The organism is Lyngbya sp. CCY1209, from assembly GCF_035615495.1.
Taxonomy (GTDB): domain Bacteria; phylum Cyanobacteriota; class Cyanobacteriia; order Cyanobacteriales; family Microcoleaceae; genus Limnospira.
In genome coordinates, this window is sequence record NZ_JAJENU010000495.1 from 1 (window position 1) to 26,101 (window position 26,101).

At 55.6% G+C, this 26,101-nt stretch carries 15 protein-coding genes; 9 read left to right on the top strand and 6 right to left on the bottom strand.

Features of this window, described 5'->3' with window-relative positions:
- Positions 1–72 precede the first annotated feature (72 nt).
- Together LKE08_RS15410 and LKE08_RS15415 are read right to left on the bottom strand one after the other, a co-directional pair.
- Positions 73–747, bottom strand: a complete 675-nt coding sequence (locus LKE08_RS15410) for a glycosyl hydrolase 108 family protein (RefSeq protein ID WP_324705151.1) — start codon at positions 745–747, stop codon at positions 73–75.
- 256 nt (positions 748–1,003) lie between these two features.
- The gene (locus LKE08_RS15415; RefSeq protein ID WP_324705127.1) at positions 1,004–2,152 is read right to left on the bottom strand and encodes a quinone-dependent dihydroorotate dehydrogenase; all 1,149 of its coding nucleotides are present in this window, start codon (positions 2,150–2,152) and stop codon (positions 1,004–1,006) included.
- Positions 2,153–2,306: 154 nt separating this feature from the next.
- On the opposite strand from LKE08_RS15415, the gene LKE08_RS15420 reads away from it, so the two are divergent.
- The 5 genes from LKE08_RS15420 (at position 2,307) to LKE08_RS15440 (ending at position 8,992) form a co-directional block, all read left to right on the top strand.
- Complete coding sequence (locus LKE08_RS15420; RefSeq protein WP_324705128.1) at positions 2,307–5,066, top strand: GAF domain-containing protein; 2,760 nt, start codon at positions 2,307–2,309, stop codon at positions 5,064–5,066.
- Entirely contained in the window at positions 5,067–5,276 is a 210-nt protein-coding gene (locus tag LKE08_RS15425; RefSeq protein WP_324705129.1) for a hypothetical protein, read from the top strand.
- Between the two features lie 145 nt (positions 5,277–5,421).
- Entirely contained in the window at positions 5,422–7,170 is a 1,749-nt protein-coding gene (gene recN / locus LKE08_RS15430) for a DNA repair protein RecN (protein ID WP_324705130.1), read from the top strand.
- A 71-nt stretch (positions 7,171–7,241) separates the two neighbouring features.
- Positions 7,242–8,114 carry a calcium-binding protein gene (locus LKE08_RS15435; protein WP_324705131.1) on the top strand — a complete coding sequence of 291 codons (873 nt, stop codon included), beginning with the start codon at positions 7,242–7,244 and terminating at the stop codon, positions 8,112–8,114.
- 518 nt (positions 8,115–8,632) lie between these two features.
- A complete protein-coding gene (locus LKE08_RS15440; RefSeq protein ID WP_324705132.1) occupies positions 8,633–8,992 on the top strand; it encodes a rhodanese-like domain-containing protein in 360 nt (119 codons plus the stop codon).
- Positions 8,993–9,213: 221 nt separating this feature from the next.
- On the opposite strand, the gene LKE08_RS15445 is transcribed toward LKE08_RS15440, so the two are convergent.
- Complete coding sequence (locus LKE08_RS15445) at positions 9,214–9,429, bottom strand: hypothetical protein (protein WP_324705133.1); 216 nt, start codon at positions 9,427–9,429, stop codon at positions 9,214–9,216.
- 280 nt (positions 9,430–9,709) lie between these two features.
- Between LKE08_RS15445 and LKE08_RS15450 the strand changes: the two genes are divergently transcribed.
- Complete coding sequence (locus LKE08_RS15450) at positions 9,710–11,113, top strand: phospholipid carrier-dependent glycosyltransferase (protein ID WP_324705134.1); 1,404 nt, start codon at positions 9,710–9,712, stop codon at positions 11,111–11,113.
- 284 nt (positions 11,114–11,397) lie between these two features.
- Here the strand turns inward: LKE08_RS15450 and LKE08_RS15455 are convergent, their stop codons facing one another.
- Positions 11,398–12,030, bottom strand: a complete 633-nt coding sequence (locus LKE08_RS15455; RefSeq protein ID WP_324705135.1) for a hypothetical protein — start codon at positions 12,028–12,030, stop codon at positions 11,398–11,400.
- A gap of 112 nt (positions 12,031–12,142) precedes the next feature.
- Here LKE08_RS15455 and LKE08_RS15460 point away from each other — a divergent pair, with 112 nt between their 5' ends.
- From LKE08_RS15460 to LKE08_RS15470, 3 genes are all read left to right on the top strand, one after another.
- Positions 12,143–14,869: a valine--tRNA ligase gene (locus tag LKE08_RS15460; protein WP_324705136.1), complete on the top strand. Its 2,727-nt coding sequence runs from the start codon at positions 12,143–12,145 to the stop codon at positions 14,867–14,869.
- 194 nt (positions 14,870–15,063) lie between these two features.
- The gene (locus LKE08_RS15465; protein ID WP_324705137.1) at positions 15,064–18,516 is read left to right on the top strand and encodes an AAA-like domain-containing protein; all 3,453 of its coding nucleotides are present in this window, start codon (positions 15,064–15,066) and stop codon (positions 18,514–18,516) included.
- Between the two features lie 244 nt (positions 18,517–18,760).
- Positions 18,761–22,327, top strand: coding sequence for an AAA-like domain-containing protein (locus LKE08_RS15470; protein WP_324705138.1), 3,567 nt, complete (start codon positions 18,761–18,763; stop codon positions 22,325–22,327).
- A 35-nt stretch (positions 22,328–22,362) separates the two neighbouring features.
- Here the strand turns inward: LKE08_RS15470 and LKE08_RS15475 are convergent, their stop codons facing one another.
- Together LKE08_RS15475 and LKE08_RS15480 are read right to left on the bottom strand one after the other, a co-directional pair.
- Complete coding sequence (locus LKE08_RS15475) at positions 22,363–23,310, bottom strand: pentapeptide repeat-containing protein (protein ID WP_324705139.1); 948 nt, start codon at positions 23,308–23,310, stop codon at positions 22,363–22,365.
- Positions 23,311–23,498: 188 nt separating this feature from the next.
- Positions 23,499–25,886 (bottom strand): DNA phosphorothioation-associated putative methyltransferase, encoded by a 2,388-nt coding sequence (locus LKE08_RS15480; RefSeq protein ID WP_324705140.1) that lies wholly within the window; start codon positions 25,884–25,886, stop codon positions 23,499–23,501.
- Positions 25,887–26,101 lie beyond the last annotated feature (215 nt).

Here is a 26,101-nt window from a genome sequence, read left to right on the forward strand (position 1 = left end):
GTGCTACGTGGGATTAATGTAGCACAGGCATCTTGCCTGTTTTCACAAGCTAGAAGCTTGTGCTACGTGGGATTAATTTTGAATCTGATTGACGTATCCCCACAGACTGTAATCCCGACTCAGCCAGCCGTGGAAAAACGCCATCTGGCTGGAATTTTCCTGAACCCGTTTGTAACGGTAAAGGATGCGTTCATTGACAATTTGCAGGGCGGTATATTTGTTATTTCCCCGCTGCAACGCCGCCCGAGTGGTGGCATCGAAAACGCCCGTTTGGGGCAGTCCCAAGGCCTGCTGGAGGAACGTGATGGAATTGTTAATCCCGAAGTTGACCGCCGTATCGAACATGACGATCGCCAACGCGGGATGCATCGCCGCCGCGCCGCTGCCGTCCCAATAGCTATCGTAAATTTCCAACATTTCCGCCTCGGACATTTGGGTAACATCCAGGGGCGGCAAACCTCTTCTGGCGCGATAGGCGTTGTATTCTGTCTGCAAAATTCCCCGATAAGTGCGACCGCCGATATCAGCCGGGTGATCGCTGAAACCCCCTTCAAAATAGAGAGTAAAGGCGAGGGCCGCATCGAACAACCGCTGTTCGTAGTCGCCCGCGGCGCGGGTTCGAGCCAAACTTTGGTGGCTGACGAGGGGGATGCCGACGGCGAGGGCCAATCCCAGACCGCCTGCGATTAGGCGAGACTTGAGATTGAGTTTTTTCAACGGGTTGGGTGTCAAGTTTTGCCAGTTCATCGGTGTATGCAATTCAAGGTAGGGTTTGGGGTTTTGGGAAGAATTGATCATTGGCAATTGATAATTGACAATTCAATTTCTTTGCTCTCGACTTCCGCCACCCCGGATGTTTTCAGGGTAAAAACGAGCGGGCGCGATCGATGCACACAAAACTAGACAACAGGATAGCAGGCGGGGAGCGATCTGCCTAGGTATTGGGTTCTGGAAATTGTCGCCCGACTTCGGAACCTTTTCCCGACTCCCTAATACCGACTCCCTAATACCGTTCCCGATCGCCTTCCGAACCCACCGCATCGGCGATCGCATCGAGTCCCCGTTCCTGCAATTTCTGCAACAACCCCTCCAAAATCCGGCGCACCATCCCAGGTCCCTCGTAGACCCATCCGGTGTACACTTGAACCAAGCTGGCGCCGGCTGTAATTTTTTCCCAGGCGTCCTCGGCGGTGAAAATACCCCCCACCCCGATGATGGGGATTTCGCCCCCGGTGTGTTGCCACAGGTAGCGGATCACCTCCGTCGATCGCTCCCGCAACGGTGCACCGCTGATCCCCCCCGCTTCTTCCGCGATCGGTTTTCCCGTTTGAGTCAGCCATTGGGTTTTGAGCATATCCCGGCGGATGGTGGTATTGGTGGCGATAATTCCGGCCAAACGGTGCGTTTTCGCCAGATCGACAATTTCCGCGATCGCCTCCCACTCCAGATCCGGGGCGATTTTCACCAGCAGGGGTTTTCCCTCAGTATTGGCATTTTGCAACACCCCCAGAATTTTGTCCAATTCCGTCGCCGCCTGAAGCGATCGCAACCCCGGCGTGTTGGGGGACGAGACATTCACCACGAAATAGTCTCCGCAGTCCCGCAACAGTTGGAAACTGCCTAAATAATCATCCGCCGCCCCCTCCAAAGGGGTGATCTTAGATTTGCCCAAATTGATGCCGACGGGAATTTTCGGGGACACCGAAGAAGGTTGGCTATTTTGCAGGCGGGTGGCGAGGGTTGCCGCCCCCTGATTGTTAAACCCCATGCGGTTGAGAACCGCCCGATCGTCCAAAAGTCGGAACAGTCGGGGGCGGGGATTTCCCGGTTGGGGGTGCAGCGTCACGGTTCCCAGTTCGGTAAATCCGAAGCCAAAACTCCCCCACAAACCCGCCGCCATGCCGTCCTTGTCGAACCCCGCCGCCAGCCCCACGGGGTTGGGAAAATCCAGGCCCCAGAGTTTCTGTTCCAGACGGCGATCGCTCAGAGAAAACCCCGGTTGCAATAGGGTTTCCAGCCGGGACACCGGAAGCCGGGATTTGTTGAGATCCAGCCAGTGCAGCAGTTGCATGGTTTGGTGGTGTGCCCATTCCGGATCGACCTTCAGTCCCCGGAACAAAATCGGTTTGAGCAGCGATCGATACAGATCCAATTTCCAGCCCTCAAATTGAACAACCCTTGACCCGCTAAAATTAAGGTATCCGAAATTTAAAATTAATAAAATCCGCTATAAAAATCCAGGTCGCCGTCCTGAAATTTCACTCGACTTGTGCCGTGCAGGTTTTCATCGTTTACCGGGTCACTTCATGGATTGCCAGCAACAGCCAACCGCGTCCGACGATCGCATCATCGCCCTCGCTCGAATCCTTCAAACCCTGCGAGAAGAAGAGAACGTCGATGTTTTACTCCAAACTACCTTATCCCATCTGCGATCGCAGTTCAACTACAACTTGATTTGGATCGGGCTCTACGACCGCCTCGAACATCAGTTGGTGGGCAAAGGGGGCGTCACCCCCACGGGGGAAACGGATCTCCTCCAACAGCGATTTTCCCTGTCTCCGGGGGATCTTTTGGAGCAGGTTGTCATCCAACTCCGCCACGTCGTCGTCCCCAGCTTGCAGTCCGAAACTCGGGGGGGAGAATGGCGGAGTATCGCCGCCCGGTTCGACATCGAAGGAACCCTCCTCTACCCCCTCCGCCACCGCGATCGCTGTTTCGGGGTCGTGCTGCTGGGATCGACATCCTGGGGCATTTCCCCGGGTGACGACGAGACGAGCCATTTATCCATCGTTTTGGGGACCCTGGCCACCTCGCTGTGCCAACTCGAAACCCGCTGGCAACAGCAACAACTCAAACGCCTGGACGAACCCCTGTTCAAACTCCTGTCGCGGCTCTCTCAACCCCTCACCCCCGATCGCGCCCTGGAAGCCGTGGTGGAGGAAATCCAGCGGTTCATCGAACCGAGCCGCACCAGCGTCTACTGGTACGCCAAGGAAGGGCGGTATTTTTGGCTGCGAGCCCGGACCCAGCAGAAATTATCCGTCGGCGGCAACCACCACGCCTCCTCCGGCATCACCGTCCAGGATCTGGGGGATTTTTACGGCGCCCTCAAAGCCAACCGCCTCGTCTCCATCGGGGAGGCCTACAGTTCCCTGAGCGCCGATACCACGGGGATATTGATGGAGAAAATCCGCGCCCGATCGCTCCTAGCTGCCCCCATCGGCTCGGGGGACGACCTGCTGGGCTTCGTGGCCGTGGAGGGGCAGCAAGCCCGGATCTGGCAGGAGTCCGAAAAGTTGGGGTTGCAGGCGATCGCACAATTATTATCCCTCACCGCCCCGGTTTGGGAGCGATCGGAGAAAATCCAGCAAATCGAATTCGACCGCGCCCTCGCCTGCGGGTCGATCCGGGCGATCGCGAATTCGGCCGAGGGGGATGCCATCTTTCAGGATATCGGCGATCGCTTGAGTCGGCGCCTGGGGGGGACGCGGGTGTTGCTGCTGCAAGGTGAACCCTCGGCGGGGTTCGAGGCGATTTACCAAACCGAACCGAGCCCCGAAAAGCGCCCCGTCGCACCCTTATCCGCGCCTTTGAGTCCCCTGTCGGAGGCCGAGTGGGAAACCCTGCACTTGGAAGGGGTGCTGGCGGTGGAAAATTGGGCTGAGGAGCGGATTTTGGCGGCTTGGCGGAAACCCCTGTGGGAGGGCGGGGCGCGATCGCTGTTGGTGGCCCACGGACACCTGTCCCGGCCCGACACCCACTGTTTGCTGGTCATCTGCCACGACAGTCCCCGCAGTTGGGACAGCCTGGAACGGGATCTGGTGCGGCACGTCGGACGGCAACTCACCGCCGTCGTCCAACAGTGGCACTTGCATCAAGAATTGCACCGATGCCAACAGGTTCAAGATGCGATCGCCCGCAGTTGGGATGCCCTGCACGACACCCAAGACATCCAATCCGCCACCGGGGGCCTTTTACAAGCGATCGCCGAGTTTTTGGAGAGTCCCCGGGTGTATCTGGTCGCCCGGTCGGAAGCGCCGGAAACCGCCACAATTGCAGCCGTTTGGACGGCCGATGGCGAACCCGTCCCCGCCGGCGTCAATATCCCGGTCGCCGCCGATCCCCTGATTCAAAGCGGCCTGTCGTCAGGCGAAATAATATGTGTAGACGCCTCCCGCCTGTCCCCGGAAACCAAAAATTGGCTTCCCGGAACTGTCGATCGCCAAATGGGCGCGATCGCATTACCCACAGCCCCCCAACACCTCACCCAGACGCTATTGTTGGCGATCGATCCCCGACATCATCCCGACGAAACGGACGGTTTGCAACCCCTGCTGACGCAACTCGCCTGGTCCTGCCGCTACCTGCAACTCGGCCGGCAGTTGGAAACCCGACAGCAAAGCTTGGCCTGCCTGAACTGGTACAAACACCGCCGCCTGGATTGGCTGTGCCGCACCGTCGGATCGGGGATCAAACAACTCCAGGAACTCGACAACTCCCCTCTCAACTCTCAGGAGGGACACAAACAGCAACTCGCCCACCTCCGCCAACAACAACTGCTGCGGCAGATCGGCAACGCCCTCGCCACCACCGCCTCGGCTATCAAACAGGAACAGTGGCAACTCCGCTACACCCGGGAACCGGTCCCCATCGCCAGTTTACTGCGACACATCCGCAGTCGCATCGACCCGGTACTCAGAAAGCGGGGGTTGATACTGCCCATCCGCCGGGACTGGCAGGGGACGATCGCGGGCGATCGCATCAAACTCGAATTGGCGATCGGAGAGTTGCTACAGTTAGTGTGTTACGGATCGCGAGAAGGAGACTCCATCCAAATCGCCGTTTCCCCCCCCGATCGCCGGGTCGCGGTCGTCACCGTCGAACCCGCCTCCCCCCTCGACCCCCGCCGGTTCGACGAATCAGTCCCCGACTGGCTGGAAATGCCCCCCCTGGCGCGATCGCCCGCCCGACACTGGCTCATCTGCCGCCGAATCGTCGAACAAATGGGCGGTCAACTCCAACTCAAATCCGACACCATCCATTTGATTCTGCCTTTGGCCGATTAGGTGGAGGGGCAGGGGGGCAGGGGGGCGGAGGAGGCGGAGGAGGCAGAGGAGGCAGAGGGGGCGGAGGGGGCGGAGGGGGCGGAGGGGGCGGAGGAGGCGGAGGAGGCAGAGGAGGCAGAGGAGGCAGAGGAGGCAGAGGAGGCAGAGGCGACATCTTATATCAGATTCGTACAACCTCCCCAATCATCTGAATATGATTTTTGCTATTAGCTTGGGAATTGATTCCCAAGCGGTGCAGATGTTCTACCCGTTTCTGCACTTCCCCCGCTTCCCCCGCTCCCTCCGCTTACCGAAGCTTCCTCCGCCCCCCCCGCTCCCCACACCCCACCGAGCACACCCCACACCCCATTCCCCTATGCTCATTTCTCTGCGAATTGACAATTTTGCCCTGATCGACCACCTGGATCTCGAATTCGGTCCCGGATTGAACGTGTTTACGGGGGAAACCGGGGCGGGTAAGTCCATCATCTTGGATGCCGTCGATGCCGTTTTGGGGGGGCGGGTCGATCGCCGCAGCATCCGCAGCGGGGCGGATCGGGCGATTTTGGAAGCCGCCTTCGAGGTGAATCCGGCCCTGATGGACTGGTTCGCAGAACAGGAAATCGATCTCGTCGATGGGTCCCTGGTGGTCTGTTCCCGGGAATTGACCGTCAACCAAGATAAATTTCGCAGCCGATCGCGCTTGAATGGTATTTTAGTCAGCCGTGGGACCGTCGATCGCCTCCGCGATCGCTTCGTCGAAATTACCGCCCAGGGCCAAACCGTGCAGTTGGGGGAACCCACCTTGCAGCGGGAGTGGTTGGATTTGTACGGGGGAGCCCCTACAATTGCCCTACGACAACAGGTAACACTCGCCCACGCCAAAGCCCGAAACGCCGCGATCGCCCTGGAAAAGCGGCAGCAGGGGGAACAGCAGCGGCTGCAGCGGCTGGATTTACTGCAATATCAAATTCAGGAACTCGAAACCGCCGAGCTCGCCGATGCGGACGAGTTGGAACACCTCCAGCAAGAGCACCAACGCCTCAACCACATCGTCGAATTGCAGCAGCAAAGCTATCAAATTTATCAAGCCCTCTACCAACACGATCGCGGGGGAGAGGCCGCCGCCGACCTGCTCAGTCGCGCCGAAACCCTATTACAAGATATGGTGGAATACGATAGCGAACTCAAACCCATTCTGACAATGGTGGAGGATGCTTTAGCCCAGGTCACGGAAGCCGGACAGCAAATCGGCCGCTACGGAGAGCAACTCGAATCGGACCCGGACCGCTTGCAGGATGTCGAAGATCGGATTCATGACCTCAAACAGATCTGTCGCAAGTACGGCCCGACGCTGGCGGAGGTGATGGACTATTTTGATCGCATCCGGGCCGAATTGGCGGAACTCGAAGACGCGGATCAGTCCCTCGAAGGGCTGGAAAAAGCCTACTGCGAGGCCCAAACCCGCCTGGAAGAGGCCTGCCACCTCCTCACCGCCGAACGCCACGAAATCGCCCGCCGCCTGGAAATTCACCTCATCCGGGAGTTGAAACCGTTGGCGATGGAGAGCGTCCGGTTTAAGGTGGAGATTATCCCCACCGAACCCACGCCGACGGGAAGCGATCGCATCCAATTTTGTTTCAGTCCCAACCCGGGTGAACCCTTGAAACCCTTGAGCGACACGGCGTCCGGCGGGGAGATGAGCCGATTTCTGCTGGCCCTGAAGGCCTGTTTTTCCCAAATTGAGGGGTCGGGAACTCTGGTCTTTGATGAAATTGACGTGGGGGTGTCGGGGCGGGTGGCCACTGCGATCGCACAAAAATTGCACCAACTCAGCCACCGCCACCAGGTGCTCTGCGTCACCCACCAACCCCTGGTGGCGGCGATGGCTGATCACCACTTCCGGGTGGCTAAAACGGTGATCCCCTCCGATGAGAACGGCCAACCCGCCTCCGACAAGCGGACGGTGGTTCGGGTCGCGTCCCTGGATACGGGGGGACGGCGGGAGGAGTTGGCCCAACTGGCCAGCGGGCGATCGGTCCGGGAGGCGATCGCATTTGCGGAGTCCCTGCTGACCCAGGCGGATTCCCTGCGTCAAAATGGGGCGAAGGCTTTACAATCGTGAATGATATTTGATTTCCGTCCGCAGATGACGCAGATGACGCAGATTTCTGATTTACTATTTTTTAATTTCAGATGCGAATTTTAGTCACGATCCCCCATTTTTATAATCCCGAAGGCGACGGTAGCCACGCCTCCCTCAACAAAGATCCGCGACCGAGATTGATGGGGTTGAGCATGAGTTTGACCGCCCTGCGGGGACTCTACAGCGACAGTCAGTGCGTCATCGATATCGGCAAATGCGCCACGTTTCCGGTCAACCACTGCGGGGGTAATGCGGTGGATATCGTCATTTGTACCACCCAGAATTGTCACCTGTTGCAACAACTGCCCTTGCCCCCAGGTTTTTACCGCCACCACGCCACCGATGCCGAGCCGATGAAATTGGGGTTCGAGTGTCAGGACGTGTTGCGGAATGAGTTGGGGAAATACGATTATTATTGTTATTTGGAAGATGACTTAATTTTACACGACCCCTGGTTTTTTGTCAAGTTGAGGTGGTTTAATGCCCACGCGGGGAATGAAACTCTTTTGCAGCCGAACCGCTACGAAATTTCTCCCTACGGGAAAGTCAACAAAGCCTACATCGACGGCAATTTACTGCCCCACGTCACCGCCAAGTTTCAAAACGTGCGCGATCGCCCCCAGTTGACCGGGAAAGTCATGGAACAGCCACTCCAGTTTCGGCGCACCCTCAACCCCCACGCGGGCTGTTATTTTCTCAATGCAGAACAGATGAAATATTGGGCCGAACAGCCCTATTTTTTAGACCGCGACAGCAGTTTTATCGGACCGTTGGAAAGTGCGGCAACGTTGGGGATTATGAAAACCTTTAAAATTTACAAACCGGCGGACGAGTACGCCAACTTTTTGGAAATTCAACATTTCGGTTCCAACTTCTTGAGCTTGATTGGCAAGCAGGTCAAATTGTCCGGAGAAGAATCCTAGAGAGCGATCGCGGCTCAACTCATATCAGATCCGATTATTGAGTCGCACCAACTTCCCAATCATCTTCAGATGATTTGATCGGGTAGGGGCCCCTGGCTTGCGCCCTCTGGAATTGATTCCCAAGCGGTGTGGAGATCCAACCCGTTTTGTTCCGGGCAATCAACCGGATTTTAGATCACTATTTTTCCAATTGCCGATAGGCTTGAATGGCAAAGAAGAAGAACCCCAGCGTCCCCAGGAGGGTCAGCACCGGCTCGATCAGGCTCGGTTTGAAAATTTCGTCCATCGGTCGATCGCCCCATAACGCGACAAGATTGATCTAACGCGACCCGAAACGTGTTTCCTGAGAAGCCAAATCGAATCGCTCCCGCATTGTACCAAAATCCGCAGGGAAAGTCTCTCGATCGCGGGGGGTGTCGCCATCCATCCCCACCCGGCAGACGAGTGAGGAATTCCGGAGAGATTCGGTTAAAGTGAAAAATATCAATGCTTGAACTCAATCGGTCCATACGCAACTTATGTCAGCCCAATCTTTCAATCAATCCTTTTCCGAAATTGATGTCAGAACCCTCGCCTCCTGCCTGCAAGCCTCTCCGGAGGCGGTGCAACTGATCGATGTCCGCGAACCTCAAGAGTTGGCGATCGCGAGGGTGGATGGATTTCTCAACTATCCGTTGAGCGAATACCAGCAGTGGGCCGAACCCATTTTGACCGACCTCGACCCCCACAAGGAAACCCTGGTGATGTGCCACCACGGACGGCGATCGGCCCAAATGTGTATGTGGCTCGTCGAACAGGGATTCACCGACGTCAAAAATATCGCGGGTGGCATTGACGCCTACGCCAAAGCGGTCGATCCGAGCGTCCCGCTTTATTAATCGGGAGTCGGGAGTCGGTATTAGGGAGTCGGGAGAATTGAAAGCCCCGAGGTTCCCCCAAGCAAGTTGACGCACGAGCGCTCATTGCCATAATTGACCGCGATCGAAAAAGAGTCCGCGTCTGCGGACTCTCCTAGTTCTGGGGGTCGGCTCGGGGGGCGATACGGAGCAGAAAGCTGTCGAGTTCGATCTGTTGCGCCATCGCCGCGGAGAAACCTGACCTAGTTTGTGACTGAAAGTTCGTCTACCAGTTTGACCCGTCCCCGCAGGGTGGAGCGCAGCAGGCGATCGATGGCCCGACGCTCTTCTTCGTCGAGGGACTCATCGAGGATCGCGGCCATGAGGCCGTAGCGGTCGGCGAGGGTCAGAGATTTGGTTTCGCAGACGGAAACTGTGATTTCGTTGATGGCACCGGGAAGGAGTTTGACTGGAAACATTGGCGGGGTTTGAACTCGACACTTTAATCATCGCCCGTTTTCCCGAGTTCATGGGTGATTCACCTTCTGAGGCTCCGTGACAATCCGAGGCACTTTGAGTGAGTCAACTGACGGGTCAACTGCGATCGCCGTCACATCTTAACCCAATTTTTAGATTTAGGGAAGCCAGAACCCCCATGCATGGAGGGTTTGACCCCCCCGGGGGGGCATCTCGGAGACGGGGGGAGCATTTCTCGGATAAAATAGCCAAAATTGTGAGGCGATCGCATCCATCCCAGTCATGCAGCTCTTGACACGGTTTTCGCGGAAATTTTGGGTCGGGATGACGGCGATTTTTTTGCTGTCGCTATCGCTGAGATTTTGGGATCTCGATCGCTTCAATACCCTCGTTTTCGACGAGGTGTATTTCGCCAAGTTCGCCCACAACTATCTCACCCGCACCCCCTTTTTTAATTCCCACCCCCCCCTGAGTCAATATCTGATCGCGATCGCCCTCCAAATCGGCTCTATTTTTAATTGGGGAAGCGATGCTGTCCACGATGCGGCGGGTTATCCCCTCTCGCCCTGGAATTACCGCTGGATGAATGCGGCGATCGGTTCGACGATTCCGGTGCTGGTGGGCGCGATCGCCTACCAACTGACCCGCCGCTCCAGTTTCGCTTTCATCGCCGCCGGTTTCATGGCGTTGGACGGTTTATTTTTGGTGGAATCCCGCTACGCCCTCAACAATATTTATATCATATTTTTCGGCTTATTGGCTCAACTTTTATTTTTAATTTCATTGAGTTGCAAAAATCAGCATCGCCCGGTTTGGCTGATTCTCGCCGGGGTTTGTTTCGGGGCATCCGTCGCCGTCAAGTGGAACGGGTTGGGATTTTTATTGGGGATTTATTTATTATTGATTGTGGCAGGGTTGATGAAATGGCGATCGCCCGCTTTTTCCTCCCCCCTGGAACGGCTGACGGAATTGAAACCGATCCACATTATCCTGAACTTGGCGATCGTTCCATTTTTAACCTACACCCTACTTTGGATTCCCCACCTCCGACAAAATCCCAAATATAACCTGTGGGAATTGCACCAAAAAATTCTCACCTTCCACCAAAATTTGGGGGGTGATACGGACATTCATCCCTACTGTTCCCAATGGCACACCTGGCCCGGGACGATCCGGCCGATGGTCTATTTTTTTGAACGGGTAAACAGCCCCGAAAATATCCCCCCGTCGCTCAATAATATTTCGATTCCGGAATTCCCGATAATTTACGACGTGCACGGCATGGGAAATCCCGTTTTGTGGTGGTTTTCAATATTGGCAATTGCCGGATTTGTCGGGGTCGCCTTGAGCGATCTTGTTTCGCGCGATCGCATTCTCCCGAAGCCGGAATATTGGGTCATCCTGTACGCGATCGCCAACTGGGGCGCCAATTTTCTCCCCTGGGCGATGGTGAGTCGCTGCCTGTTCATCTATCATTATATGGGGGCGGTGGTGTTTGCGATCATGGCGGCGGCTTGGTGGTGCGATCGCTGGCTGCACAGCCGCCAACCCGACCGAAAAATCATGGGAATGACCGCGATCGTTCTGGTGGTGATGGCGTTTCTCTACTGGCTTCCCATCTATCTCGGTTTACCCCTTTCCCCGGAAGAATGGAAGCTGCGAATGTGGTTGAATTCATGGATTTAGGGTTTGTCATCGAGTCTAGTAGTGGACTGTTTCATCTTAAATGAGGCGATCCGATCTGAATCCACAGGCAAGATGCCCGATGCTCCGTTTTGAATTTTGCCTCATTTGAGCCGAAACGGTCTACTACTAGACTACAGGAAAAACCGATCAATTCTCCGTGTTCTCTGTGCCTCTGTGGTGAAATTTTATGAATTTTTAAATCTGAAAATTAGACTCTAATCCTCTTGAGAGGATTTTCGCTGTTAGCTTGGGAATTGATTCCCAAGCGGGTTTCTTCTATCGTTCTAGTATAACTCCGATTTTAATAAGATGCCAATGAGGATGGAAAACAAATCTTCAAGATCGGCGGGGACTCGGTACAAGTTCAGGTCTTGTTCGATTTGTTTTTGGCGGCGATCGAACCGGGAAAATTGCCAAATATCGCCCGTCGAGACGGCACCGTACAATGGGTTTTCGCCTTCATCAATCCAGCGATCGAGGGCGATCAGTTCCACCGCAAGCTGGGTCAGTCCCCGCGCCAGATCCGCATTTTTTGCCTCGATAATCAGCAGACGATTTTCCGAACGAAGGTAATAGTCGAGGGAGCCTTTAAGCTGCTCGGAAACATTGATAGAATATTCGATCCTGAGCTGGGCTTGGGTGTAGTCGATCAACTCCAGAACCACCGGAGCAATGAGGATTTCTCGCCGCGCCGCTTCGCTGGTGAGGCTGACAAAAGGGAGGCGGCGGCGAAGGTTCTGTTTGAGGTTGGCGATGGGGATGGCGTTGGATTCCAGATCCGCTTTGGGGAGGGTGAGGGTGTCGCGGCGGAGCGAGACTCCGAATTCGGCCAGAATGTCTTCCGGCTCGTAGATCATCTCAAAATAGCTGCGAAATGTGTAGGATTTTCCGGTTTGGAGGATGTTGGGTTTCGCCATTTTGGATTTTGGGGTGAAGCCTGGATTTACCCATAATCTAATTCAGGTTGGGCGACTCCTGTGGCAAAATGTTTAAGAACCACCAATCTGGCCACACTGTCCACGATCTGCCATGACTGCAACCATTCCGACCCTGGCGACCCAGTACGACCCCTTTTCCACCGAAGCCAAATGGCAGAAATATTGGGAAGAAAAGCAGGTTTTCAAGGCTGACCCGGCGAATCCGGGCGAACCCTACACCATCATGATCCCGCCGCCGAACGTGACGGGAAGCCTGCACATGGGCCACGCCTTCAACAACTCCCTCATCGACGCCCTGATCCGCTATCATCGGATGCGGGGCTACAACGCCCTCTACCTGCCCGGAACCGACCACGCCAGCATCGCCGTGCAGACCATTTTGGAACGGCAACTGCGGGAAGAGGGAAAAAACCGCTACGATCTGGGGCGGGATAAATTCCTGGAACGGGCTTGGGAGTGGAAGGAACAGTCCGGCGATCGCATCGTCAACCAACTGCGACGGTTGGGCGTCTCCTGTGACTGGACCCGGGAACGCTTCACCCTGGATGAAGGACTCTCCAAAGCCGTGCTCGAAGCCTTCGTCCGCCTCTACGAAGATGGGTTGATTTACCGGGGCGAATATCTGGTCAACTGGTGCCCCGCCAGCGAGTCGGCGGTGTCGGATTTGGAGGTGGAAAATAAGGAAGTCAACGGACATTTGTGGCACTTCCGCTATCCCCTCAGCGACGGCAGCGGCTTCGTGGAGGTGGCGACGACCCGCCCGGAAACGATGTTGGGCGATACGGGAGTCGCGGTCAACCCGAAGGACGATCGCTACAAAGATTTGATCGGCAAAACCCTCACCCTGCCGATTATGAACCGGGAAATTCCGATTGTCGCCGATGAGTTGGTCGATCCGGAATTCGGAACCGGATGCGTGAAGGTGACGCCCGCCCACGACCCCAACGATTTCGAGATGGGGAAACGGCACGATTTGCCGATGATTAATATTATGAATAAAGACGGCTCCATGAATGAGAATGCGGGGCCGTTTGAGGGGCAGGATCGCTTCGTCGCCCGCAAAAATGTGGTGAAGCGGTTGGAAGAAGATGGGGTTTTGGTGAAGGTGGAGGATTACAGCCACTCTGTTCCTTATAGCGATCGCGGAAAAGTTCCCGTCGAACCGCTATTATCAACTCAGTGGTTCGTGAAAATTCGCCCCCTGGCCGATCGCGCCTTGGATGCTTTAGATAATCACAATAGCCCCGCTTTTGTACCCCAACGGTGGACGAAAGTTTATCGCGATTGGCTGGTGAGGTTGGAGGATTGGTGCATTTCCCGACAACTGTGGTGGGGACATCAGATTCCCGCCTGGTATGCGGTGAGTGAAACCGGGGGAGAAATAACCGATTCCACGCCCTTTGTTGTCGCCCGGACCGAAGCCGAAGCGAAAAAACAGGCGATCGCAAAATTCGGCGAAACCGTGGAACTCCGCCAAGATCCCGACGTACTCGACACCTGGTTTTCTTCCGGATTGTGGCCGTTTTCGACTCTGGGATGGCCGGAAAATACCCCCGATTTACAAACCTATTATCCCACAAATACCCTCTCCACCGGCTTCGACATCATCTTTTTCTGGGTCGCCAGGATGACGATGATGGCGGGATATTTTACCGACCAAATGCCCTTCCAAACCGTCTACATCCACGGGTTGATCCTGGATGAAAATGGCAAAAAGATGTCCAAATCAGCAGGAAACGGCATCGATCCGTTATTGCTGATCGACAAATACGGAACCGACGCCCTCCGCTATACCCTGATGCGAGAAGTGATCGGCGCCGGACAGGATATCCGCCTAGAATACGATCGCGAAAAAGACGAATCCCCCTCGGTGGAAGCCTCCCGCAACTTTACGAATAAGTTGTGGAATGCCGCCCGGTTCGTGTTGATGAATTTGAAGGGACACACCCCCGCCCAGTTGGGGGCGCCGGACATCATTCAGCTAGAATTGAGCGATCGCTGGATTTTGTCCCGCTTCAACCAAACCGTCAAGCAAACCTGCGATTACATGGAAGCCTACGGCATGGGAGAAGCCGCCAAGGGGCTCTACGAGTTCATCTGGGGCGACTTCTGCGACTGGTACATCGAACTCGCCAAATCCCGCCTGCAGGGGGACGATGGGGCCTCCCGGCGAGTCGCCCAACAGGTGTTAGCCCACGTTTTGGAGGGGATTTTGAAGCTATTACATCCCTTCATGCCGCACATTACTGAAGAAATTTGGCACACCCTCACCCAAACCGGCGAGGAGGATTGTCTGGCGGTTCAAGCCTATCCAAAAGTGGAGGAAGATGCGATCGATCCCCAACTGGAAACGAATTTCGACCTGATCATCGGCGCCATCCGCACCCTGCGAAACCTTCGCGCCGATGCGGACATCAAACCGAAGGTCAAAGTTACGGCAATTTTACAAAGCGAAAATGCCACGGAACGGGATATTTTAGAAGGGGGAGAAACCTACCTAAAAGACCTCGCAGGCGTGGAAAATTTGCTAATTGCCGAGGCTTTGAAAGGCGATGAAGGTCAAAGTATTGCCGGTGTGGTGGGCACGGTGCAAGCCCTGATTCCCCTAGCCGGCGTAGTGGATTTGGAAGCCCTGAAAAAGCGCACGGAGAAAAAACTGGCGAAAATCCAGAAGGAAATCGACAGTTACAACAAGCGGTTGAGTAACCGCAACTTCGTGGAAAAAGCCGATCCCGCCGTGGTTCAGGGTGCGCGGGATGCCCTCGCAGAAGCCGAAAAACAGGCAGAAATCCTGCGAAATCGTCTGAGCGGTTTCTAATTGTAAACAAGTCGAAGGGCGCAAACCTTGCGCCCCTACCCATCCCCCAATTAAATCTGTGTCATCTGCGTAATCTGCGGAAGATCCAACACCCCGAATTTTGGCAACCTGAGACGGTTGCCCCCACAGAAAAGGAAAACAATAAATAATTATCAATTATCAATTATCAATTATCAATTATCCCCCCACCCCCAATGAATCATTATCAAGTCGGTGGCAGTTTAAGTACAGAAGCCCCCAGCTATGTGGAACGGGGGGCCGATCGCGAACTTTACGAAGCATTAATTCGCGGGGAGTTTTGCTACGTTTTGAACTGCCGCCAGATGGGGAAATCTTCCCTTTTGGTGCGGACTTCCTACCGGCTACAACAGCGGGGGTTCAAATGTAGCAGTTTGGATATGACCTGCATCGGCAGCGAGAACGTGACGCCGTTGCAGTGGTATAAAGGCATCCTGACAAAGCTGTGGTTCGGGTTCAAACTGTCGCGGAAGTTCAAGGTCAAAACCTGGTGGCAGGAACGGGAAGAACTCTCTTTATTGCAGCGGTTGAGTCAATTTATCGAAGAGTTGTTGAATCAGTTTCCGGAAGAACGGCTGTTTATTTTTGTGGACGAAATCGACAGCATTTTGACCCTCAATTTTCCGGTGGATGATTTTTTCGCGTTGATCCGGTACTGTTACAATCAGCGGGCGGTGAATCCGGAGTACAATCGGATCACGTTTGCGATTTTTGGAGTCGCCACGCCTTCGGATTTGATTCGGGACAAAAAACGGACGCCGTTCAATATCGGGACGGCGGTGGAACTGACGGGATTTGACGACAATTGTATTGACGCTTTGATACCGGGTTTGGAGGGAAAATTTGCCGACCCGAGGGCGATTTTAAAGGCGGTGTTGGAGTGGACGGAGGGCCAGCCGTTCCTGACGCAAAAATTGTGCAACCTGCTGGTTTCGTTTGCGGAGAATGACAAAAAATCGAGTTTTGGAATTCTGCCCGGTTCCGAAACTTTTTTTGTGGAATATATCGTGCAGACTCGGGTGGTCAAAAATTGGCAATCCCGGGACGAACCGGAACACTTGCGGACGATCCGCGATCGCATTTTGCGAAATGAAAAGTGGGCGGCGCGGCTGCTGGGGATGTATCAGGCGATGTTGCGGGGCGAGGCGATCCGGACAGACGACAGCCGGGAACAGATGGAGTTATTGTTATCGGGAATTGCGACAAAACAGGAGGGTTTGATAAAGGTCAAAAATCCCATTTATCGAGAAGTTTTTAATTCGGAATGGGTGGGACGAAAATTAAACGAGTTGCGCCCCTATTCCCAGGCGATGGATGCTTGGATTGCCTCCGAAAAAACCGATAACTCTCGTCTTTTAATTGGTCAAGCGTTGCAGGATGCGAAGAACTGGTCGAGGGGGAAAAGTCTGGGGGATGACGACTATCAGTTTTTGGCGGCGAGTGAGAATCGCGATCGCCGAGAAGTGCAGCAAAAATTGGAGTTGGAACGCGCCCGGGCCCTGGAAAAAGCCTCGCAGGTTCAGCGGCGGTTGCTGGCATTTTTGGGGGCGACTTCGGCGGTGATTTCCGGGCTGGCGATCGCCACATTTTTACAATATCGCCAAGCCTTAGAAAGTGAAAGATTGGCAAAAATTAGCGCAATAAAAGCGACGATTTCATCCTCCGTCGCCCGTTTCGAGTCCCACCAAAGACTCGATTCTGTCTTCGATTTATTGAAGGCAAAAAGACAGCTAAAAACCCTCAAGAATTATTCCCCCCAATTGAAAGAAGATATCGAGTCAAATTTGAAGCGATCGCTGTTTTGGGTTCACGAAGTCAATCGCATCGATGACACGCCGTTTTCGCTGCTGGATGTGGCGTTCAGCCCGGACGGGCAATTGGTCGCCGGGGCGGTGAGTAAGGGACAGGTAAAAATTTGGAAAGCGGACGGAACGCCCGTCACAACTTTGGACAGCCACGCCACCGTCTTTACCGTCGAATTTCACCCCAATTTACCGTGGGTTGGCGCGACCCATTTGGACGGGACGGTGAAGCTGTGGAATTGGGAAACGGGGGAAGTCAAACAAGCGATTAAAGCCCACGAGGGGCCGGCGTGGAGTTTGAGTTTCAATCCGGACGGAAAAACCTGGGTTTCGGCGGGGGGCGATCGCCAAATTAAAGTCTGGGATATAAACGGGAATTTGTTAAAAAATTGGACAGGACACGAGGGCATGATCTGGGATGTGGACTTCAGCCCGGACGGTGAAAAAATCGCCACGGCGAGTATCGACAATACCGCAAAATTATGGACTTCGGACGGCCGACTCCTGCAAACCTTCGAGTCCGAAACCGATGTTTGGAACGTGGCGTTCAGTCCCGACGGCGAAACCCTCGCCACCGGGGATGAGAAGGACGTGAAACTGTGGAAATCGGACGGCACATTCATCAGAACCCTGGCTGGACACGGACAGCGGATCGAAGATTTAGTCTTCAGTCCGGACGGACAGAGAATCGCCTCCGCAAGCCAAGATCGGACCGTGCGAGTTTGGCTGGCGGACGGCACGTTATTGAGAACCTTTTCCGGACACACTGGCATCATCCGGGGGGTGGCATTTTCCCCCGTCAATTCCAACTTAGTCGTCTCGGGCAGCGAAGATCATTCGATCCGGCTGTGGCATCCCCAAACTTCCCTCGTCACGGCGTTTCATTTCAATGCCGAAATCTGGGATATCGCCTTTTCCCCCGACAGTGAAACCTTGATCGCCAGCAACGGGCCGACGGTTTATTTGCGCGATCGCGGCGGAAAAATTACCCAAACCCTCGAAGGCGGAAGCGGCACTTTATTCGGCTACGATTTCAGCCCCGACGGGGAAATTATTGCAGTTTCGGGTTCCGATAAAACCGTGCAACTTTGGAATAAAAATGGCACTCTTTTAAATACCCTGACCGGACATCAAAACCAGACCTGGGATGTCAGCTTCAGTCCGGACGGCCAAAAATTGGCCTCCGTCAGCGAAGATGGGACGGTCAAACTGTGGACGCGGGACGGAAGCCTGCTGAAAACTCTCTCCGGCCACCGGGGACGGGTCTACCGGGTGATTTTCAGCCCCGACGGCCGAAAGTTCGCGTCGGCGGGGTCGGATGGGACGGTGCGAATCTGGAACGCGGACGGGACCCCCTTCAAAACTGTCATCGCCCACGACAGCGATATTTTCGGGTTGGCGGCGAGTCCGGCGGGGGAATTTTTCGCCACCTCCAGCATGGACCAGACCGCGAAACTGTGGCGGTGGGACGGGACGGCGGTGAGGACGTTTGAAGGTCACGAAAATGGCGTGCCCGGTGTCGATTTCAGCCCGGACGGGCGCCTGCTGGCGACGGGAAGCACCGATCGCACCGTGAAATTGTGGACGGTGGAGGGCGAGGAAATCAAAACCCTCTACGGCTGCTGCGGCGGCTTCTGGACTGTGAAATTCAGTCCGGATGGCAAAACCATCGTCACCGCCAGCGACGATCGCACCGTGGCGATGTGGGATGTGGAGGCAGTTATCAACCTGGATGAACTGGTCTACGCCTGCGATTGGATGGGGGATTATTTGCGAACGAATGCGAAACTTGAAACGGGCGATCGCGACCTGTGCGACGGTCGATAAAATTGACATTTATGGGCGGTTGAATTACCCTAGACTTGACCGTTAAAAATCGTGGCATCGGATTTGAGTTCTGCCAGTGCCGTCGAGGGGGGAACCAACTGTTTAATATCAAATCTTGATAATTGCTCAGACATTGAGAGGATGGAGAATTTGGGGAGAAAGATGAAAAATCCGACTCCCGACTCCCGACTCCCGACTCCCTCGATCTCAGATGTTTTGTGGTTAATTATCGGGATCTGATATAATGAACGACTCAATCTCGATTTATCAAGTCGGTGGCAGTCTCCAAGCCGACGCTTCCAGCTACGTCACCCGTCAGGCGGATGAAAACCTCTACGAGGCTTTGAAGCGGGGGGAGTTTTGCTACGTCCTCAACTGCCGGCAGATGGGAAAATCTTCCCTGATGGTGCGGACTCGCGACCGTTTGGAACGGGAAGGGGTGCACTGCACGACCTTGGACATGACGGTGATCGGCAGCGAAAATATCACGCCGCTGCAATGGTACAAGGGGATTTTCGTCGAACTGTTGCGGGGATTCGGACTGTCGCGCAAAATCCCGTTTAAAAAATGGTGGACCGAACAGGGGGAGATTTCGTGGATTCAAAAATTAAATCAATTTATTTGTGAGATTTTGTTGCCGGAGTTTGCCGGGGATAATTTTTGCATTTTTATCGACGAAATTGACAGTATTTTGAGCTTATCATTTTCCGTGGATGACTGGTTCGCCTTCATCCGATTTTGTTACAATCAACGCGCCACGAACCCGGAATACAACCGCCTCACCTTCGCCATTTTCGGAGTTGCCACCCCGTCGGATCTGATCCGCGATCCCCGCCGCACCCCCTTCAATATCGGCACCGCGATCGAGCTGTGCGGGTTTAGGGACATCGAAGCCCTCCCCCTGATCGACGGTTTGAGGATTCCCGGAAAAGATCCCCTCAAACTGCTGAGAGCCATTTTAGATTGGACAGGCGGACAACCATTTTTAACTCAAAAAATTTGCGGAATCTTATCTGAAAAATCTGTTCAATCCGGCGGTAACGGCTTCAAAATAACGGCAACCGAAATTGAGATCGTCGAAACAGTCGTTCAAAACTATGTCCTTCAAAATTGGCAAACCCAGGACGAACCGGAACATTTACGAACCATCACGAATCGACTGTTGAGGGACGAAAATAAAGTTGCCAATTTGTTGGGTCTGTATCAGCAAATTTTGAGCGGTGCGGAAATCGAAGCGGACGGAAATCCGGAACATATGGAACTGTTGTTGTCGGGGGCGATCGCCAAAAAAAACAACCATTTAAAAGTCAAAAATAAAATTTACGAGCGGATCTTTACCGAAGAATGGGTGCAGAAAAAATTACACCAACTGCGCCCCTATTCCCAAGCCTTTGAAGCCTGGATCGATTCCGGTCAAACCGACGAATCCCGCCTGTTGCGGGGACAGGCGCTACACGACGCCCAACAGTGGGCGGCGGGCAAAAGTTTGACCCCCTCGGACTATCAATTTTTGTCCGCCTCCGCCGAATTTGAACAGGTGCAACTGCGGCAAACCCTGGAAATCGATCGCGCCCAGGCGATCGCGGCCCAACTCGAGGAACAGCAAAAACGGCTGTTGCAAGAACAAAAAACCGCCCGACAGCAACAATTTTTTATCGCCGCCCTCAGCATCGCCCTGGCCGCGACTTCGGCCCTGGGAATCGCCACCTTCTGGCAATATCGCAAAGCTGCTGCCAGCGAACGGCAGGCCCGGATCAGCGAAATCAGCGCCGTCCTCACCTCCGCCAACGCCCTGTTCGAGCAACAGCAGCGCCGGGACGCCCTCATAGCAGCCCTGAAAGCCCGAAAAACCCTCCGAACCCTCAGACGCCCTCCAGAGGCGATCGCGGGGGATGTAGAAAACACCCTGCGCCGCACCTTCTTCGGGGCCGACGAATTCAACCGCATTTTCGCCCACGACGACATGATCTGGCGGGTCGCTGTCTCCCCGGACGGCCAATATATCGCCAGCGCCAGCAACGATGACACCGTGAAACTCTGGGATCGCGGCGGTCGCCTCCTGCAGACCTTCACATCCGACGGCGGGGACGTTTTCGACGTCGCCTTTTCCCCCGACGGGCGCCACATCGCCTCCGCCCACGCCGACGGAACCGCCCGGGTGTGGACTCTCGACGGACGATCCGCCGCCGTTCTCGGGGGACGGGGGGACGGCCTGCGCTCCGTCGCCTTTTCCCCCGACGGCCAAACCCTCGCCACCGGAGGCCGGGATAACGCCGTGAAATTGTGGCGGCCCGGAGCTTGGGGATGGGCCGACGCCGTTGCCCGCGCCACCTTGGACGGCCACACCGACACCGTGGAAGCGATCGCCTTTTCCCCCGACGGGACCACCCTCGCCACGGCCAGCAAGGACAAGACCGTGAAACTGTGGCGGTCTGACGGCACCCCCATCCGCACGTTGGAAGGCCACGGGGATTTCGTCTGGGATGTCGCCTTTTCCCCGGACGGCGAAACCCTCCTGTCCGGCAGCAACGACGGGACGGCAAAATTGTGGAGTCGGGACGGTACCGCGATCGCCACCCTGCCCTCCCAGGACGGCTGGGTGTGGGGCGTCGCCTTCAGTCCCCCCGACAGCCCCGCCCGCCGCCTCGGCATCGCCTTCGCCACCGCCGATTTGGGCAACAACATCAAGCTGTGGCGGGAAGACGGCACCCTCGTACACGTCCTGGAAGGACACGGCGATCGCGTTTGGACAGTCGCCTTCGCCCCCGACGGCAACACCCTCGTTTCCGGAAGTCAGGACAAGACGATCCGCCTGTGGCGCCTCGATCACCCCGTGCTGACGGTGTTGAGGGGACACGACCGCAGCATTTTGGAGGCGGTTTTTTCCGCCGACGGCAGTTTTTTGGTCACGGGCAGCGACGACCGCAGTTTCAAACTCTGGCGGCCCGACGGCCAATTGTTGGCGACCGTCCCCGCCCACGAAGGCGGCGTTTTGGACGTGGCCCTGGCCCCCGACGATCGCCTGCTGGCGACGGCGGGATACGATGGGGCGGTCAACCTGTGGGAACTCTCCCCCACCCGCACCCAGGCGACGCGACTCGCCACCCTGCCCGACCACGGGGAGGCGGTTTGGGAGGTTGACTTCAGCCCCGACGGCGAGTTTCTGGTCAGCGGCGGCAACGATCGCATCCTGAAAGTCTGGGGGCGAGACGGGACTTTGCTGCGGAGTTGGCCTTCTGGGGGGCAGAAAGTTTGGCGGGTGGCGGTCGCCCCGGACGGACGTCGCATCGCCTCCGGCGGCACCGACGAAACGGTAAAAATTTGGGGGTCGGACGGCACCCGGCAACGCACCCTCGGCGGCCACGTCGGCACGGTGTCGGGCCTGGATTTTTCCCCCGACGGCCGCCTGCTGGCCTCCGGCGCCCGGGATGATACGGTCATCGTTTGGGATCTCGACGGCAACCGAGTCGCCCGCTTTCCAACCGACCACGGCGGCACGGTGTCCGACATCGACTTTTCCCCCGACGGTCAGATGTTGGCGACGGCGGGGACGGACGGCAGCGCCAAACTGTGGACTCTCGACGGCGAAAATCTGGCCGTCCTCAACGGCCACCGCACCCGGCAAACCCAGGTTTTATCGGTGGCCTTCAGCCCCGACGGCCAGCGGTTAATTTCCACCGACGCCGACGGTATCGCGATCGTCTGGAATCTCCAATCCGCGATCGATTTTCAAAATATCGTCAGCGGCGCCTGCGAGTGGGTGGAGGATTACCTGCACAACTCCCAAATCGAAGTGGGATGCGGGGAATAATTAACAATTAACAATTCTCAATTCTCAATTCTCAATTAATCCACGATCGCTCCTCGCTTTTGTAGGTCAAATTTCGCCGCTTCTGAAAGTCCGATCGCCCCCGTCAATTGGGCGCGATCGACCTGGGTATTCGTTAAATAAGCACCGCTCAAATTTGCCTCCCGTAAATCGGCTCCGCTCAAATTCGCCCCTTTGAAGTTGACCCCGATCAGGTTGGCTTCCGTCAGGTCGGCACAACTCAAATCCCGTCCCTCGCCGCCTTTGTTGCAAACCTCCCAAACCCGATGCCATTTTTTATCGAATTGGGTGGTTTTATCGACCAACGTTCCGCTCAAGTTGGCGCCCCGCAAGTCGGCTCCCAAGAGCACCGTACCCCGCAGATCGGCCCCGATCAAATTGGCGTTGGTGAGCCGCGCCTCTCGGAGGTCGGCGCGGCTCAAATTCGCCCCGATCAATTTAGTTTGGGTCAAATTCGTCCGCCTCAGATCGGCCCCGGTCAGCTTGCTATACGTCAAATTGACGCCGCTGAGATTTGCCCCCACCAGTTTCGCCTTTTCGAGGGACGTTCCCACCAACTTTGCCCCGTTCAAATAGGCGTCGCTCAGATCCGCACCTTTCAGGTCGGCACTGCTCAAATCCGCGTTGATCAAATTGGTTCCGATCAGTTCTGCCCAACTCAAATTGGCTTCGGTAAGGGTCGCATTCATCAAGTTTGCCGCGCTGAGATCGATACTGTTCAGATCGACCCCCGGAAGCTTGACTCCAATCAGAATTACCCGATGAAAATCTCGTTCTCCCCGAGCATAATCTTCCAAAATTGTCCCGGTGTTCATCTTTTCTTTAGCTCCTACTTCCGACCCGATCGCCGGCTTCCATGCCAACTTTTTTCGTGCGATCGGCACCCCGCCAAATAACGGATGGGCTGTCCCATCTTTTTGAGGCAAATTTCGACCCGCCCAGATTGGCAGGGAGGATCGCAGCACTTTTTTTTGCCCCTTCAACCGTCAATTTATCAAAATAACCTTGACGCGATCGCCCCCCGTCAATTCGTCACCGACGGAGGCTATCTCAACCGGAGGGTTTCGGCAGTCAATAAAAATACCATATCCGACGAATTAAACCGTATCTGCATCGAAAATGGGAGAGTCAAATCACGGGAATTGACCCCGACCTATTCCCGAGTTGACATCACCTCGCCTGTTTCGGCTTCGGTCAGATTCGGATCGGATCGGGACGATTTCCGACGGGCGCGACGGGCGGATCGGATCAGTTTGACCCGGTACGGATCGGCATCGGAACGCCAGTAAACGCGATGTCCCCTGATTTCGGCGCAGTGTTCCTCCAAACATTTTAGCCAATCTCGGCGGGTTTGAATGGCGGCGGGGTCGTCGAGGAGGCCCCAATTCTCTTCCTGGGCGGTGAGGTTGGCGAATTTCTGATACTGGGGATAGTCGGGGGTGACGAAGGCTTCTTTTCGGTGCAGAATGGGCGGATTGTTGCCCTCGTAACTCCGATAGCTGACGTGCAGATCCCGCAGGTCGATCGCCATCCGGGTCCCCAAGGCGGGGTGGGGGTCCGCGTCGAAATCCGGGTAAAATAAATAGGTGATTTTCGGGCTTTTAATGTGAAATTGCACGATTGTTGCCCCCTCCAAACGCCCGATGGTCCGGTTCGCGCAACCCTCGTAAACCCTCAGCAACGGGTCGAGTTTGTCCAGGGCACTGACGTGCACCCAGAGGGATTTTTTCCGCCGCTGGCCGACGGGGGAGGTGTAACAACATTCGGCGATAATTTCCGGGTTGCCCGCACTAAAAAGCATCACGTCAGCCAGCGTACAAGCCCGCTTGTAGGTTCCAAACAGCCCCTTGATATCATTTTTGACCGGCTCGGAAAATTGGGACAGTCTGGGGCGTTTTCCGAAGTGGCTGAGGGCGAGGTAAACCAACAAATCCTGGCGACGGCGATCGGCCACCCGCTCCCACTCGTCCCGATCCGTCGCCTGCAAAACCACTTTGAACGCCCGCCGGAGCGACCCCAATTCCGCCTCAATTTCCGGGGCTTCTGGCAGTTCGTCCCCCACCGGTAGCCGGCCGCGATCGCCCACGAATGCCATCAGCGGTTGCAGTAATTCTTGATAGTCTTCAAACCGTTTGACGGACAGACAAATTCGCGGGGAAGAAATCCGCGATCGGAATCGGGAAGCGCGAAAATTTTCCGCCTCCGCCCCATCCCGAAACACGAAATAAATCCCCAAATCAACCGGAATAGAATCCACATTCAAAACCTGGTCGATGTAGGTTTTGAGTTCTTCCTGCTGATAATATTTTTGAAAAGTATTGCGGCTGGTAATAATGCCATCACTATAAGCCATGATGCCGCGATCGCTGTCATCGATCAAAATTTGCGCCGCCACGATCAATAACCGCCCCGTCAATTCCCAGGCTTTGATCAGCGCCTCCCGCCGTTCCACCTGACATTCAATCACATTAATAATGTAGCCCAAATTAACAATTTCCGAGGCAATTTTGGGCGTGTCGGGGGAATAGTACGGGTCCCACCCAGCCGACTGATAACCCCGTTCTTTGATGTGGCGGATGTCGCCGCCGTAGCCGCAACCGTAATCGAAAAAGGTGGTATTTTCCCGGAATAATTCCATCTCCAAAGCTCGGCGGACGGGGCGAGAGAGGGTTTTGCGGGCGATCGCGGCTTTGTGGCGTTCGATGCGCGGCGGCGGAGTTCCATCGGCAACCGTTTCGGTTTGGGAACGGTGGACGACGGCGTGATCGCGGATTTCCAGCCCCCGTTTGGCGAGGAGTTCCAGCCACCCCCGCCGGGTTCCGATGGTGCGGTAGAGTCGGGTGGATTCGGCGGAATTGCGCCCCAGGAGCCCCAAAGCCTCCTCGCTGCGGGTGAGGCGGGCGAAGATTTCATAGTTGGGATAATCCGGGGCGACGAAGGTTTCTTTCCGGTGCAAAATGGGGGGATTTTCGCTCTCGGCGTAGTTGGAAGAATTGACCTGACCCGTGGGAACCCGGACTTGGATACTGGCGGCGAGGGCTGGGTGGGGATCGGTGTCAAAATCGGGGTAAAACAGATAGGAAATAACCGGGCGATCGCTGTTAATTTTAATCAGCGTCAGCGGCGGTATCGGATCGAGGGCATTGCGGGCTAACCGTTCGTAAACCCGCAGCAGGGGCGGCAGTTTGCCGATCGCGGAACTGTGGACGTAGAGGGCGGTGGGGAGTTTTTTGCCAATAGAACTCCGCTGGCAGTAAAGGGCGATCGCTTCCGGTTGGTGGAGTTCGAGTAACAGTTCGTTGACGGCTTCGCAGGCGCGGCGGTTCGTTCCGAAAGTGCGATCGAGTTCCCGCCGCAACGCCGGGGACAATTCCGAAAGCCATCGGAGGCGCGGCGGCAGGGGGGTATGAATCGCTTTGAGCGCCAAGTAGACGATCAAATCATCTGCACTCGGGCAAAAATCCGGCTCCGTTTCGGGGCCGTCACGGGCCAGCAAATTCCACGTTTCACCCGGATCTTGCGCGACATCTTGGCTGCTCATCAGACGGACCTCAGCGAGAGGAGTTGCCTAGCAGAATTGTTGATAGTCTAGCATCAACTCCGAGTTTTTAGAAACCCCTGCCGGTGAGATGTAGAAACCGGGTTTCTATCAGAATTCGCAAACTCCAACCCCAGCGTCTCCGAGAAACCCGGTTTCTTGCCACTTCTAAAATGGATAAGTTTTGTAACATTTCCGAGGGTGCGGTGTCGGTTTGG